The organism is Variovorax sp. 350MFTsu5.1 (genome assembly GCF_048302515.1).
Lineage (GTDB): Bacteria > Pseudomonadota > Gammaproteobacteria > Burkholderiales > Burkholderiaceae_C > Variovorax > Variovorax guangxiensis.
In genome coordinates, this window is record NZ_CP157620.1 from 2196625 (window position 1) to 2209876 (window position 13252).

A 13252-nucleotide genomic window follows, 5' to 3' on the forward strand; every position below is an offset into this window, starting at 1 on the left:
CGAAACAGGAGCGGCTCGCGCAGGGGCCATTGCCGGTTGGGGCGTCGGGCGGGCAACCCGGCCGGCTCACTCCGGCCTGATGCCCAGAATCGAGAAATAGCGGTTCAGGTCGCCGTCCTCGCGCAACACCTCCTGCATCAACTGCGGCAGCGGCATGCGTCCCCAGGCCACGGCACGGTTCACGAGGTAGGGCGTCGGGCTGTGCGGCTCCTCGCGCATCAGGTAGGCGGCCGCGAGTTCCAGCAACTGGTAGGCCTCGGCGCGGTTGCCGATACGGCCGCTCGCCACGGCCTGCGGCAGCGACCCGGGAGCAGGGGAGAGGGGTGTGTCGCTCATGTCGTTGTCGTCCATCGGGATCGCGGGAGGGGTTGATTCGTCCGCCACCCAGCTGGCGGGAGCTTCGGCCGGTGCAAGCGGTTCTTCTTCCTTGTCGCGCGGATCGCGCCCCTGCAGCAGGCTGCGCAGCGCCTGCCGCATGCGGGCGAGCATCTCCGTCACCTTCGACAGGCTCGGCGCATCGATGCCCAGCCGCCCGTCGAGCAGGGCTTGCAGGCTTTGCCACGCATCGGTGGCCGCGGCGACGCGGTCGTCGAGCGCGGCGAGTGCATGCAGGTCGCGCGCTGCACGGTCGAGGATGTCCTGGCGCGACACCGTCTGGGCGCTCGGCTCCTCGGCCACTTCCTTCGCTTTCGCCTTGGCGTTGCCCGCAGCGCCGGCAGCTGCCGTGCCGTACTCGCTGGTCAGCGCGCGCTGCCAGTCGCCCAGGGTGATGAAGGGCGGCGAGAAATCCGGCCATTCGAGCAGCGGCACCCGCATCAGCAGCACGTGCGCGATGGTGTCGTTGACCCACACGAAGGTGGCGGTGCGCATGTCGGCGTCGCCGTCGTCGCCGATGCGCGGATGCGCGTCTTCCCAGAATTCGCGCGCCAGCCCTTCGAGCAGGCGCGCACCGGCGGCCAGTCCGTCGATCGAATGGCGGTGCACCCAGGCCTCGGTGAGCCAGGCGGCCATCTGCAAGTCCTTGCTGCGGCGCTGCAGGACCTCGGTGCAGAGCATCTCGGCGGTACGCCAGTCGGCCTTCTTCAGCGGGCGGGTCCATTCGCCCATCGGCAGGCTGGCGTCTTCCTCGGTGCGCGCCTCGCGGATGCGGGCGCACACCGGGTCGTAGCGCAGCGGAGGGCCGGCGGGGCCTTCGGGGCCTTGCAGCGGCAGGAGAAAGCTCGCGAGGTCGGGCGCGAAACCGCCGGTGTTTTCTTCTGCATCGGCGTTCAGGGGGGGCAGCAGGGCGGCCATCAGGGCATGTTCCATTCGGGAGCGCGTGCGGGGAACGCGGCGGGCCAGATCAGGGCGTTCTTCTTGCCGGCGGGGCTGGCCGCGATGCGCAGGAACACGCGTGCGCGTCCTCCGTCGGGTGCCTGCGCGGCGTCGCCGGCCGACTGGGCCACCAGCGGAAACTCGAACTTCAGCAGCTGCGAGCGGCCGTCGGGGCGCTGGGCGGGGTCGCCTTCGCGCTGCCGCTGCGCCAGCGTGAACAGCGCCCACGGGTCGGCAAAACGGAAGCTCACGGTCTGGCCGTCGGTGATCAGCGCGTGCTGCTGCGGATCGGCGCGCGCCATCAGCGGAGAGTCCTTCGCGATGCGCAGCACCAGCGCCACCGGCGTGCCGTATTCCCAGCGCAGAGTGCGCGGAGCGTCGCGCAGCCTGAGCACCTGGTCGCCGACCTCGAAGGACCAGTCGATGATCTTGTTGCCCTCGATCTCGGCCGTGGTGTTGGCGCGGAAATCCACGCTCAGGTCATAGCCCGGTGCGGCACCTTCCTCGCTCGGGAACAGCGGCTGCAGGAAGTCGCGTGCACGGGCGAACTGCTCCGTGAAACGGCGCGCGCCCGCTCCGGGCATGCCTGCATTGCGCACACCGGCGTCCGCGCCGCGGTTCTCCTTCAGCGCGCGTGCCAGCGGGTCGAAGGCGCGCGTCAGGTCGTTCACGTCGGCCGGGTCGGCCAGCTCGAAGGCCCGTCCCGTCGCCGGGCCGAACGGATGGCGGCCCGCCAGCGAACGGTTGAAGCGGGTGGAGAACTGCGTCCACAGCTCCTGCTGGTCGCCGAACTGCAGTTCCTGGCAGCGCGCGAGCAGGGCGCTGTAGATCTGCTGGTGGCGGTCGGCGAAGTAGTCGCCGATGCGCGTCGCCGGCGCCTTGCCGGCCAGCTTCGCGCCGCAGGTCTCGCGATCGATCTCCGCGCCGGTGGTGCCCAGGAACTGTTCGAGCAGCAGCAGGCTGCTGTTCGGGTTCTTCAGGCGGTAGCGCTCCAGGTCGCGGTTGATCGCCTGCCAGCGCTGCGCGAGCACCGAGCCGGCGCCCACGCCGTCGAGTGCCGCGATGTAGCTGTCGGCCTGCTTGCCCAGCGTTTCGGTGCGGTTGAACTGCTGGCCCAGGTAGGCGGCGAGCGAGCCCACGTCCGAGACGCCGAAGGCCACCAGCATCGGCCCGCGCTCGCCGCGCCAGGCCTGGAAGTCGCGTCCGCGCATGGCGTAGAGCTCCGACTGGTTGAAGGCCTCGTCCACGGCCTCCAGGCGCTGCAGCGCGTCGCGCGAGATCATCGCGCGAAGGTCTTCGGCGCGGGAGCCGGCTCCCAGCTCGTACAGCAGCGCCTGGATCTTCACGAGGCGCTGGCGCGAGGCCTCGTAGGCGGTCGCCTGGGTGTCGATGGAGCGGCCGCCGTCGCCCATGCCGTTCGCGGCCTCGGCCACCTGGTCGACCACCAGCTGCGCGAAGTGCGCGTTCAGCGCGCCCTCGATGCCGGGGCGCAGCGTGGCCGGGAAGGCCTGCATGCCCTCGCTCATGTAGCGCTTGCGGATGTCGCCGACGGCCAGCGCCTGGTCGAGCCGGGGCAGGTCCCACACGGCCATGGTGCGCACCCCCGCGCCGGGCAGCTCGCGATCGCGCGCGGGCGCCATGAAGGGCTGCGCCAGCAGTGCGGTCAGCGCGTCGCGCAGCGCGATGCGTTCGGGCGTCAGCGCGAAGCGGCCGTCCTTGTCTTGCCATACCAGGCCGGGCTGCGCGCCGCCGAAGCGAAGGCTGAACTCGACGCGGAATTTCTGGAAGGCGTCCTGCGCGCGGCTTCGCACCGCGTCGGCCGATTCCAGCCCCAGCAGCCGGTTCTGCTCGATGCGCGCGATGGTCCGGTCATACGAAGAGCCCAGCACCAGCACCGGCTGGCGCATCCAGCCGCCCTTGCCCGATGCGACCAGGTCTTCCTGGTCCTTGATGGCGGCGATCACCTCGCGGTAGCTCGCAGTGGTGCGCGCGAAGGTGCCGGTGCTCGCGAGCGAAGGCAGCAGCCGCGCCAGCGACTGCTCCGACACCAGCAGCTCGTTGTTGACGAAGAGCCGGGCATCGAGCTGCGCCGTGCCCTTGTCGAGCGCGCAGCGCAGCGCCGCCTGCACGGGCGCCAGCGGAATGGCCAGCGCATTGCCCTCGGCCGCCTGGCGGAAATAGCGCAGGTTGCGGCTCAGGTCGGCCGGCAGCTCGGCGCCCAGCGCGTAGCGCACGGCCACGCGCAGGTCGTCGGCATTTCCGGTGGCGGGCTGGCGCAGCCGCTCCACCGCCTGCAGGGCGGCATCGAGCTGCTCGACCGAGCCCAGGTAGCGCTGCAGCGCGCCGAACTCGGGCTGGTCTTCCACCAGCAGGCCGTTCTTGCGCGGCGCGTCGCCGATGGTCCTGAAGCTCGGCGGCAGGCCGCAGCTGGCACCGACGATGAATTCGCCGGTCGCCTCGTCCTGCTCCACGCCACTGATCTGGCTCACGCGCGCCATCAGCTCGCGCCGCAGCGTGCTCACCGCGATGTCGCCGAACTCGCGTTCGATGCGCTCGATCACGCGCTCGTTCAGGTCGTCGAAGGGCTGCCACGAACCCGGCATGAAGAAGGAGTACGTGCCGTCGGTGCGCAGCCGTTCGTTCATGGCCAGCAGCGACAGCGCCTTGTTTCGGTACCACGCGGTCGGAATGGTCTCGCCGCGCTGCAGCGCGCGCATGCGGTACTGCGCGTCGTGCTGCAGCTGGGCCAGCGCCGGCACCAGCGTGGCGTTGTGCCGGTGCAGCTGCCAGGTCGCGACCATCAGGCCGATGCCCCAGCCGCCGAGGAAGATCACCGCCGCCCAGCGCAGCGCACGGTGCAGCACCGGGCGCGTGAGCGTCTGCGTGCGCGAAGGCCTCGTGAGGCCGTACTCCAGGAAGATCTTCTTCTCGAACAGGTCGCGAAGGAAGGCCGGCTGGCGCATCAGCTGCGCGATCAGGTCGCCGCCGATGGGCTCCAGGTCCTTGTGGCCGTAGGCGTCGTGCTGGGCATCGATGGCCGCCACCGTCTGTGCCGACTCGCCGCTGTCGCCCGTGAGGTAGATGCCGCGGAAGAAGAAGGGCTCGTGGTAAGCGCTGGGGCGCATGAGCTCGTCGACGTACAGCTGCAGCTGGCCGCGCAGCGCCTCGACGCGCGAGGGCAGCAGCAGCTGCGCGCCGGCGCCTTGCGGCTCGGTACCGGTGGCGAAGAGCTCGGCCGACACGTCCGACACGGAGCGCACCACCGTGCCCACCGCCTCGTCGACCCACGCCGGCTGGTAGGTGGTCGACAGGTCGTAGGGCGAAGACCAGCCCAGCATGCTCGCGCGCAGCGGCTCGGGCAGCGCGCTCGCGAAGGCGCTGAAGCCTTCGAGCTGCTCCGCGCCGGTCACCAGCACGTACACCGCGAAGCGCATCGCGAAGCGGTTCTGCGCGAGCCACAGGCGCCGGTGCGCGAGCTTGGCGCGCTTGGAGAGCTCGAGCCGCCCGTCGGTGCTGTCGTCCAGCAGCAGCGCCGCCGGGATGGTGATGACCACCGAGTCGAAGGGGCGCTGTGGCCGGTAGGCGCGGCACATGCCGAGGAACTCGTCCCACGGCTTCTCGGAGGCGTCGTCGTCATCGGGCGAGCCCAGGTAGGCGCCCTGGATGTCGATGACCACGCCGCGGTCGAAGAAGTGCCACGAGATGCCCTGCGTGGCCGCGGCCGAAGCCGACTCGGTGCTCAGCGCGCTGGCCACGCCCGACTGCTCGATGGGCAGTTGCCGGTGGTCGTCGCCCTCGTTGAGCAGCATGATCCACGGGATGCCGTAGCGGTCGGCGCGCGAGGCGATGTTGCCCTCGATCAGCTCGACCGCCTGGCGGAACGAGCTGCGCAGCGAGTCGAAGCGGATGCGCGCGACCTTCGGGTCGCTCGACGGCTTGGCGTGCGAGCGCCGCGCCGCGAAGTACAGCACCATGCCGAGCACGAGCAGCACCACCAGCGTGAGCACCGCGATGGAAATCAGGAAGAGCTGGTCGGTCAGCATCGCGACGCCCTCCGGTGAATGCTGTGGAGACGCAAGTCGTTCATCGCAGGTAGGCCCCCGATGAGTCGATGGCGCCCGGCTGCAGCACCTGCCGCACCGGCCACGACTGCCACAGCCACAGCAGCTCCGACACCGCCAGCAGCGTGGCCACGCCCAGCAGGAACAGCACCGTCCAGCGGCTCAGCGTGGGCAGCTTGCGCGGCGCGATGTGCGAAAGCGTGCTCGCATAGGCCCGCTCCGACACCACGCGGTCGCGCCCCGAGAAGTCGGCGGGCCGCTGGTAGACGAACTGGAACAACTCCTCGCGGTAGCCGAGCAGGCGGGCTTCCTCGCCCGCGCCCCGGTACTTGCCCTGGAAGCCCAGTGCCAGCGCGAAGAGGTACAGCCGCGCGATGTCTCGCTTGGAGGGTTCGCGGCCCGACAGCAACTCCTCGATGCGGCTGAACACCAGGTCGCCCGCGATGTTGGTGCGAAAGAGCGACGACTCCAGCAGGTGGCCCGTCCAGCGCTCGCGGCCGATCCACGGCGTGTGCAGCAGGATCTCGTCGGCCAGCGCGGCCTTCAGGTAGCGCGCGTCGGCCACGTTCTCCAGCTCGAAGCGCGAGCTCTCGCGGCGCGACTCGAGCGACTGCAGCTCCAGCAGGTTCTCCAGGTGGCGCGCCAGCGTCTGCGCCACCGCGTCGATGTCGCTCTCGCGCGATTCGGCGGTGCGGTCGCGTGCCTTCACGATCTCGTCGTAGAAGGCGCGGAACTGCCTCGTGATGTGGTCGTCGACCGCGAGGTCGGGGAGGTTGCGTGCCATGGTCCGGTCAATCCTTGATGAACAGCACGATTTCCTGCGGAGGCTGCGCGGTGGCGCCCTCGTTGGCATTGGCGATCACCAGGAGTTCGCCGGGCACGGTCAGCCCCGGGCTGGTCTGGATCGCGTAGAGCAGGTAGCCCGAGCCCGGGCGCAGGCCCAGTTCGTCTGCCGATTCGATGCAGCGGCGCACCGCGCCCAGCACGCGGCGTTCGCGCAGCGAGGGGTACGCCGACTGCGAACCCACGATGGCGCTGTCCATCCAGGCCATCAGGTCCTTGTCGGACTGCCCGCGCAGGCCCACCACGATGCGCGCGCCTGACACCCATTGCGGCTGCAGCGTGGTCTCGAAGGCGCCCTGGCGGAAGTCGAACTTGTGCTCGCGGTACTCCTGGCTCACCTCCGACACCGCGTCACGCAGCGCCAGCAGCAGCGGCTGGAACACGCGCGAGGGGTCGGCGTGGTCGTAGTCCATCGGCACCGGCGGCACGCCCCCCGGGCGCAGCAGGCTCAGCGAGGCCAGCAGCGCACAGAGCGACCAGTACATCGGCAGCGGATGCAGGTGCGGCGTGCGCATCACTGCCTCCGCATGCGGCAGGCCCGACAGCAGGCTGCGCAGCCGGTCCTTCAGCTCCAGGTGCGCGAGGCGGTCGTCGATGCGCGAGGAGGGCACGGCCGTCTGCTTGGCCACGAAGGCCGCCTTGCCGCGCAGCTGGCCGAGCAGGGCGGACGCGGCCGTCCACAGCGGGTTGTCGCGCGCCACTTCCAGCAGCGGCGGCTGCGCGTCGCCCAGCTTCACCACCTCGTTGTCCTTGAAGACCTGGCCCAGGCGCAGGTGCACGTGCGTGCCGGGCGGCACCGCGCCGGCGCTGAGCGCCAGGCGCGGCAGCATGCGCGGGATGTTCGCGGGCTCGGCGTCCGACACCGCATCTTCCACCGGCGCGCCGGCCACCGAACGGAAGCGCACGGTCGCGGCGCGGTGCCGGTTGGGCGTGGTGACGGGCAGGGTGAGGTAGATGTCCAGCGGCTCGTTGGCCAGCCGCTCGGCGTAGGGCGCGAGCGAGAGTTCGAGCGCGCCGTGCGCGGCCTCGGCGGCGGAGAACTGCACCGCGGTGCCGTCCGGCAGGATGGCTTCGAGCACCAGCACCCGCAGCAGGCCGGCGGGCAGCAGGCCCTGGTCGAACACCAGGCGGCGCACGCCCCAGGCGAAAGGCGCGGCGGCCAGCATCTGCCAGGCGACGAGAGTGTCCATGCGCGCGGAGAACTGCTGGAAGTGCTGCGGCGACAGCAGCATGCCTTCATGCCACTCGACGCGGTCGGTGATGGGGGCGGCGCGGTGCAGGTCAGACATGGTGTTCTCCCGCGCGGCTGTATCGAAGTTGTTTGTTCACTTGAAGGAATCCGGGTTGTTCAGCGCGCCGCGGCCGACACGTCGAAGCTCTGTGCATCGAAGCGGGCAACGATCGAGCCCTTGAGGTCTTCCACCCGGATGCGGTTGGCACCGGGCGTGGTGTAGTTCGCGAAGACGAGCACCGCCGCCACGCGCGGTGAGCCGATGGCGCTGGCGGGCACGCGAATCGTCTGGCCCGGCACCAGCTCCCACGAGAGGTACGACAGGCTCTGCGGAAAGGTCTTCTGCAGGTCGGCGCGTGCGCCGAACCACTTGGCGGCCGTGAGTTCGGTGACGCGCGCGAGCATCGCGTCGTCGAGCACCATCACCACGTCGACCGCCACCGGGCTGTTCTGGTTGGCGCCGGGCGCGGCCGAGAGCGTGAGTTCGTTCCAGCTCACGCGCGTGCCCTTGGGAAAGAGGCTGCCGCATGCGGCCAGCTGCACGACGAGCAGCAGCGCCGCCATCCGCCTGAGAAGGTTCTTGGTCCGGTTCATCGCGAAATTCCTGTGTTCGCCGTGGCGGGTGAGGCGTGCACGGCCGCCGGCTGCGCCTGCCGCACGCCCACGGCGATGCCCATCAGCATGATCAGCACCGAGGCCAGCACGCTGCAGCCCGCGAGCAGCGCGACGTGCCCGCGCGCGAACACGAAGCGCAGCGGCTGGGCGGGCTTGACCTCGACGGCCGGCGCCGCAACACGCTCCGAAGGCAGGCCGGCCGACACCACGGAAATCAGCGCGCAGGTGGCCAGCAGCGTCAGCAAGTTGCGCGGGCCCTCGCAGATCAGGTCGATGGCCAGGAAGAGCGCGAGCGCGGCCTCGATGGGCAGCTGAAGCATCGACAGCACGATGCCCGCGTAGCCCACGTTGGTCATGCTGTTGTTGCCGGCCGAGGCGAAGGCCGCGATGGTCGCGCCGATGCCGATGGTGGCGAAGTCGGCCGGGACCAGCGTGCGGTCGTAGAGGTTGGCGACGAACAGCGCCGCCAGCACGTAGTAGAGCGCCGAGCCCGCGCGCAGGAACACCGAGGCCGTGGGCACCACCAGTTCGACGATGCCGCGGCTGAAGCCCAGGCGAGCGCTCATCGCCTCGATGGTGTGCGGAATGCTCGCCGTGGTGCTCGACGACATGAGGCTCACCAGCATCGGCGTCTTCAGGTGCTGCAGCACCTCGGCCAATGGCTGGTTGCCGCGCCGGTGGATCACCGCGATGGCCGCAGTGCCCAGCAGCGCCACGAGCACCACGAAGTGCAGCAGGAAGCCGCTCATGGCGCGGATCGTCACCGCGTCGGTCTGCGACAGCACGTGCGCCGACATGCCGAAGGCCACCACCGGCAGCAGGATGTTGGCGCGCGCGATGATGAGTTCGAGTGTGCGGTAGATGCCCTCGAACATGTGGTTGAGCGCCGTGTGCTGAGTGCGCGCCAGCGCCGCGAAGGCCAGCCCGAAGAGCAGCGCGCACGAGAGGATGCCCAGCGAACGGCCTTCCGCCAGCACGCGGAAGAAGTTGTCGGGCAAGAGCGTTGCCCTGGGGCGCTCGATGGGGGTGGCCTGCGTGCCGCTCTCGTGCAGCCGCATCTCGATGTCGCCGCCGTCGCCGGCGCGTTGCACGAGCTCGCCCAGGTGCTCGCGCGAAGCGGCGTCGAGCTGCGTGCCCGGCGCGTTCACCCAGCCCAGCGCCAGTCCGATCGCCGCGCAGCTGGTCACCAGCAGCAGCGCCAGCCCCGCGATCATCAGGATGCGCCGACCCGGAAAGGGCAGCCCCATGGTCTGCCTCAGGCCGAAGAAGGTGGCCACCACCAGCAGCGGAATGGCAGCCATGCTCACGATCGACAGGTAGACCTGCGCCACCGCATACGCCACGTCGCCCGCCACCGGCAGGTACACGCCCGCGAGGCCGCCCGCCGCCATGCACAGGAGCAGGGCGAACAGGCTGTGGGACATGCGCGTCAGGAAACCCATGTCGGCTTGTTCCATCCCTTGTCGAGAGCGAAGGCGACCGTGGCGCGGGCGAGCTCCAGCGAGCTGTCGACCAGGGCGAGGGGCGTGTGCTGCGCGGCATGAGCGGCCTGCGCTGCGATGGGCAGCTCGGTGCAGCCCATGATCACCGCCGTCGCGCCCGTGGCGGCCAGCGCCTCCAGGGCGCGCCCGAATGCGGCCGCGCCGGCCTGCACGTCGCCGCCCTTCACGGCGCGGATGCAGGCGTCGACGTGGTCCTGGCCGGTGGAGGCATCGGGCACGAGGAAGTCGATGCCGCGTTCACGCAGTGCATGCTGGTAGAAGCCGGAGGCCAGCGCGCCGCGCGTGGCGAGCACCGCCACCCGCACCGGCCGGTCTTGCGACGCCGTCGCGATCGCGGCCACGCACGACTGCGCGATGTGGATCACCGGCGCGCGGCTGTGCGCCGCGATCTGCGCGTACCAGTGGTGCGACGAGTTGCAGGGGATCGCGATCACGCCCACGCCGGCGTCGTTGAGCACGTCGATGCCCGCGAGCAGCGCGTCCAGCGGATCGGGGCCCGTGCCCAGGATGGCGCTGGAGCGGTCGGGCACATGGGGCAGGTTCGCCACGATCACCGGCAGGTGTTCCTGGTCGCGCGTGGCGGGGGTGAGCTGGATGATCTTGTCCATGAAGTCCACCGTCGCCGATGGGCCCATGCCGCCGAGAACGCCGATGCGTGACATGAAGGCGCGCTCCCTAGATCTTCAATGGCCGCGGGCACACGACGGCCACGGCGGCCGTGTTGCCGATGACCAGCACCAGCGTGCGCAGCATGTCGCAAACCGGGTCCACCGCCAGGAACAGGATGAAGGCCGCCTCGAAGGGCAGGCCCAGGTAGGTGCAGGTCATGCCGATCAGCGACACCGTCACCAGCCCCGTCATGCCGGCGGAGGCGAAGCCGGCGAGCACCGAGGAGGTGAGCACGATGCCGATCTCCACCGGCGAGAGCGAGCGCCCGTAGATCTGCGCGATGAAGAGCGTGGCGCACACGTAGTACACGACCGGCCCGATGCGCAGCAGCGACACCGTGAGCGGCACCAGCAGTTCCACGCGCGAGCGCGCGAAGCCCAGCCGCGTGACCAGGCTCTCGATCATGATCGGCATGCAGGTCGCGCTGCTGCGCGTGGCCAGCGCCAGCGCGAAGGGGCCGCGCAGGGCGTTGAGCGTCTGGCCCAGCGTGCCGTTGGAGCGCTTCCAGATGATCACCGCCGCCACGGCCAGCAGCAGCGCCGACACGACGAGAAAAGCGACCACGAAGGCGCCCATCGCCTTCAGCGGCTCGATGCCGGTCTTGCCCAGCTGCGCCGCGCTCATGCAGAACAGCACCGCAGGCAGCGGAAAGCTCAGCCAGCGCATCAGCGTCTGGCAGGCGTGGTAGACGGTCTCCAGCGCCTGCGTGAGGCCGTCCGAGATGCGCGTGGGCACGTGTCCCACCGCCAGGCCGAAGAGCAGCGCGAACACCAGCGTCTTCAGCGTGTCGCCGTTGGCAAGCGCCGAGAAGATGTTGGCGGGCACCAGGCTCACCAGCATGTCGGCGAAGCTCGCGGTCTTCTTGACCTCGTCCACGCCGCGCAGGTTCATGGCCGTGTCGCTGGCGCTGAGGTCGCCGCCCACGATCTGGCCGAAGGTATGCATGGTGCTGCTCGGCAGGTTCTCGCCGGGGCGAAGAATGAGCAGCGTCGCCGCGCCCGCGATGGCCACGAAGGCCGAGAACGCGAGGAACACCAGCGCCACGCGGCCCAGCAGGCTGGCCGTGCCACCGTCGCGGAACAGCCGCTGCAGGCTGAAGATCACGGCCGAGACCATGAAGGGCAGCGTGATCATCTTCAGCAGGTCGACGTAGATGTCGCCCACGAAGGCCAGCGGCGTGGCCAGCAGCGGCGCGAGCATGCCGAAGGCGACACCGGCGCCCAGGCTGATGATGACCACCCAGGGGTTGAGGACGAAGGCGTAGATCTTGGAGGTATTCATGATGGTTCGGGCGTCCTGTGCGGCTCAGCGGTCGAGTGCCTGCAGCACCTTCTGGATGTCCAGCTTCTCGGCGCGCTGCGCGAGGAACTGGTTGACGTAGGCCAGCAGCGTGGTGTCGGTAACCGCCACGCCGATGCCCAGCGTGTCCTCCAGGTCCTTCAGCGTCACGGTGCGCAGCACGAGCGAGACGGTGGGGTCGGCCTTGAGCACGCGCTTGACCTCGAACTCGTCGCGGTAGGCGCTCACGATCTCTCCCTTGTTCACGGCCACCAGCACGTCGTTCCAGGTGGCGTACTCCTGCACCTTGGCGTGCGGGAAGTTGGTGCGCGCGTAGTCCGCGAAGGACGACTTGGCGATCACGCCGATGCTGCCGTCGAAGTTGCGGATGACCTCCGGCAGCGGCCGTCCGCGCGAGAGCTGGGCGAACTTCACGCGGTTGAGGATCAGCGAGTGGTTCAGCGTGAGATAGGAGTCGCTGAAGGCGATGGTCTGCGAGCGCGCCAGCGTGCGCGACAGCTTGCTGATGGCCAGGTCGGCCTGGCCGTTGGCCAGCAGGTCCACCACCGCGTTGAAGGTACCGGCTTCGCGGTTGAAGCGCAGCTTCACGCCCAGCTCCTTGGCCAGCGACTGGGCCAGGCCCACCTCGAGCCCGGTCCACTGGCCGCTGTCGTCAAAGAAGAAGAACGGCGGCGTGTCGACCTTGAGCATGGCCACCACCAGTTCGCCGCGCGTCACGATGCGGGCGATGTCGGGCGCGAGCAGCCGGCCGTCGGGAACGCGCACGAGACCGTTGACGAGCACGGGCGGCGTGGCGGGGGCGGCCGGTTCGACGGCGAAGGTGGCCGCCGGTGCCGCAGGAGCCGCAGGCGCAGCGACGACGGGCGTCGCTGCCGCGGCGGGCACCGCGGTCGCGGGCGCGCTGAGCGTGCCCTGCACCACGGGCCTTTCGCCCGCCGCGAGTGCGCCGATGCCGGTGCAAAGGCCGGTGAGCGCCAGCAGTGTGGGAAGGGCAAGGCGGCGAAGCGCGTTGTGCATGCCCGTGAGGTGTCGTGCGTTGTTCGACATGCTTGGAGTCGGTTTGGTCATTGGGTGGAGGCCGCGGGAGCGGGTGCCTGTGCGGGTGCCGGCGCGGCGGAAGGGGGTTGCTGCTGCGCCGGTGCAACCGCGGCGGGCACCGGCAGCGGCGCGGGCGCCAGCAGCTTGCCGATCTCGATGCCCATCAGGAACAGCAGGACGCACAGCAGCACCAGGCAGGCCGCCGTGATGGCGACCATGCGTGAACTCATCGTGAAAACGTATTGGGACATGGGGTGGTCGGGCGTGCCGTTCGTTGGTCGTCGTTCGTGTCAGGGAACCATGGAAGTGAATTGCCCCGGCGCTGCCACCTGGATCACGCCGCCCCAGTTGCAGGCGAGCTTGGAGCTGTCCTGCAGCGCGGGCATGTTGCCGACCAGCACCGTGGGCGAGCCCGGCGCCCATGGGGCGGCCGTCACGGGGATGCAGGGCATGGGCGTGAAGGCGCCGAGCGCGGCGGCGGTGGCCGCGGCCACCATCGGGTTCGACATGCTGTTGCAGGTGCCGAAGGGAAGGATGTTGACGATCGGCTTGTTGTCCATGATGTTGGCCGCCGGCACGCCGCCGGTGACCACGCAGCTCGCGGGCAGCACCACGAGGCTGGAAGGCGCGGCGCCGAAGCTGCACTGCAGCGTGGCTCCCATGCAGACGTGCATGCCCAT

11 protein-coding genes are annotated in these 13252 nt (G+C 70.1%); all 11 read right to left on the minus strand.

The genetic code is table 11. From position 1 onward, the window contains the following. Nucleotides 1–66: 66 nt before the first annotated feature. Genes tssA through ABL843_RS09800 form a run of 11 tightly spaced genes read right to left on the minus strand, consistent with a single transcriptional unit; the run spans nt 67 to nt 13252 of the window. Entirely contained in the window at nt 67–1308 is a 1242-nt protein-coding gene (gene tssA, locus ABL843_RS09750) for a type VI secretion system protein TssA (protein ID WP_418119718.1), read from the minus strand. After that, nucleotides 1293–5357, minus strand: coding sequence for a type VI secretion system protein (locus ABL843_RS09755; protein WP_418119719.1), 4065 nt, complete (start codon nt 5355–5357; stop codon nt 1293–1295). The genes tssA and ABL843_RS09755 overlap by 16 nt, the downstream gene beginning before the upstream one ends. A 40-nt stretch (nt 5358–5397) precedes the next feature. Continuing rightward, a complete protein-coding gene (locus ABL843_RS09760; RefSeq protein ID WP_418119720.1) occupies nt 5398–6159 on the minus strand; it encodes a DotU family type IV/VI secretion system protein in 762 nt (253 codons plus the stop codon). A gap of 7 nt (nt 6160–6166) precedes the next feature. Further along, a complete protein-coding gene (gene tssK / locus ABL843_RS09765; protein ID WP_418119721.1) occupies nt 6167–7507 on the minus strand; it encodes a type VI secretion system baseplate subunit TssK in 1341 nt (446 codons plus the stop codon). Nucleotides 7508–7566: 59 nt separating this feature from the next. Further along, nucleotides 7567–8043, minus strand: a complete 477-nt coding sequence (locus ABL843_RS09770; protein WP_184635970.1) for a hypothetical protein — start codon at nt 8041–8043, stop codon at nt 7567–7569. Beyond that, nucleotides 8040–9521: a dicarboxylate/amino acid:cation symporter gene (locus ABL843_RS09775; RefSeq protein ID WP_418119722.1), complete on the minus strand. Its 1482-nt coding sequence runs from the start codon at nt 9519–9521 to the stop codon at nt 8040–8042. Before ABL843_RS09775 ends, ABL843_RS09770 begins: the two co-directional genes overlap by 4 nt. After that, nucleotides 9494–10228: an aspartate/glutamate racemase family protein gene (locus tag ABL843_RS09780; RefSeq protein ID WP_418119723.1), complete on the minus strand. Its 735-nt coding sequence runs from the start codon at nt 10226–10228 to the stop codon at nt 9494–9496. The genes ABL843_RS09775 and ABL843_RS09780 overlap by 28 nt, the downstream gene beginning before the upstream one ends. 13 nt (nt 10229–10241) lie before the next feature. Then, nucleotides 10242–11516, minus strand: a complete 1275-nt coding sequence (locus tag ABL843_RS09785; RefSeq protein ID WP_126024608.1) for a dicarboxylate/amino acid:cation symporter — start codon at nt 11514–11516, stop codon at nt 10242–10244. Nucleotides 11517–11540: 24 nt separating this feature from the next. Beyond that, nucleotides 11541–12581: an ABC transporter substrate-binding protein gene (locus ABL843_RS09790; RefSeq protein WP_418119724.1), complete on the minus strand. Its 1041-nt coding sequence runs from the start codon at nt 12579–12581 to the stop codon at nt 11541–11543. A 17-nt stretch (nt 12582–12598) separates the two neighbouring features. After that, nucleotides 12599–12802 carry a hypothetical protein gene (locus ABL843_RS09795; RefSeq protein WP_418119725.1) on the minus strand — a complete coding sequence of 68 codons (204 nt, stop codon included), beginning with the start codon at nt 12800–12802 and terminating at the stop codon, nt 12599–12601. Nucleotides 12803–12862: 60 nt separating this feature from the next. Next, on the minus strand, nt 12863–13252 hold the full coding sequence (locus ABL843_RS09800) for a DUF4280 domain-containing protein (protein WP_126024611.1): 390 nt from the start codon (nt 13250–13252) through the stop codon (nt 12863–12865).

What these genes read in the sequence shown, in the direction of transcription:
- ABL843_RS09800 (WP_126024611.1), bottom strand. Translation starts at nt 13,252, where the DNA reads ATGGGCATGCACGTCTGCATGGGAGCCACGCTGCAGTGCAGCTTCGGC.
- ABL843_RS09775 (WP_418119722.1), bottom strand. Translation starts at nt 9,521, where the DNA reads ATGGAACAAGCCGACATGGGTTTCCTGACGCGCATGTCCCACAGCCTG.
- ABL843_RS09780 (WP_418119723.1), bottom strand. Translation starts at nt 10,228, where the DNA reads ATGTCACGCATCGGCGTTCTCGGCGGCATGGGCCCATCGGCGACGGTG.
- ABL843_RS09790 (WP_418119724.1), bottom strand. Translation starts at nt 12,581, where the DNA reads ATGTCGAACAACGCACGACACCTCACGGGCATGCACAACGCGCTTCGC.
- ABL843_RS09755 (WP_418119719.1), bottom strand. Translation starts at nt 5,357, where the DNA reads ATGCTGACCGACCAGCTCTTCCTGATTTCCATCGCGGTGCTCACGCTG.
- ABL843_RS09785 (WP_126024608.1), bottom strand. Translation starts at nt 11,516, where the DNA reads ATGAATACCTCCAAGATCTACGCCTTCGTCCTCAACCCCTGGGTGGTC.
- ABL843_RS09760 (WP_418119720.1), bottom strand. Translation starts at nt 6,159, where the DNA reads ATGGCACGCAACCTCCCCGACCTCGCGGTCGACGACCACATCACGAGG.
- tssK (WP_418119721.1), bottom strand. Translation starts at nt 7,507, where the DNA reads ATGTCTGACCTGCACCGCGCCGCCCCCATCACCGACCGCGTCGAGTGG.
- tssA (WP_418119718.1), bottom strand. Translation starts at nt 1,308, where the DNA reads ATGGAACATGCCCTGATGGCCGCCCTGCTGCCCCCCCTGAACGCCGAT.
- ABL843_RS09795 (WP_418119725.1), bottom strand. Translation starts at nt 12,802, where the DNA reads ATGAGTTCACGCATGGTCGCCATCACGGCGGCCTGCCTGGTGCTGCTG.
- ABL843_RS09770 (WP_184635970.1), bottom strand. Translation starts at nt 8,043, where the DNA reads ATGAACCGGACCAAGAACCTTCTCAGGCGGATGGCGGCGCTGCTGCTC.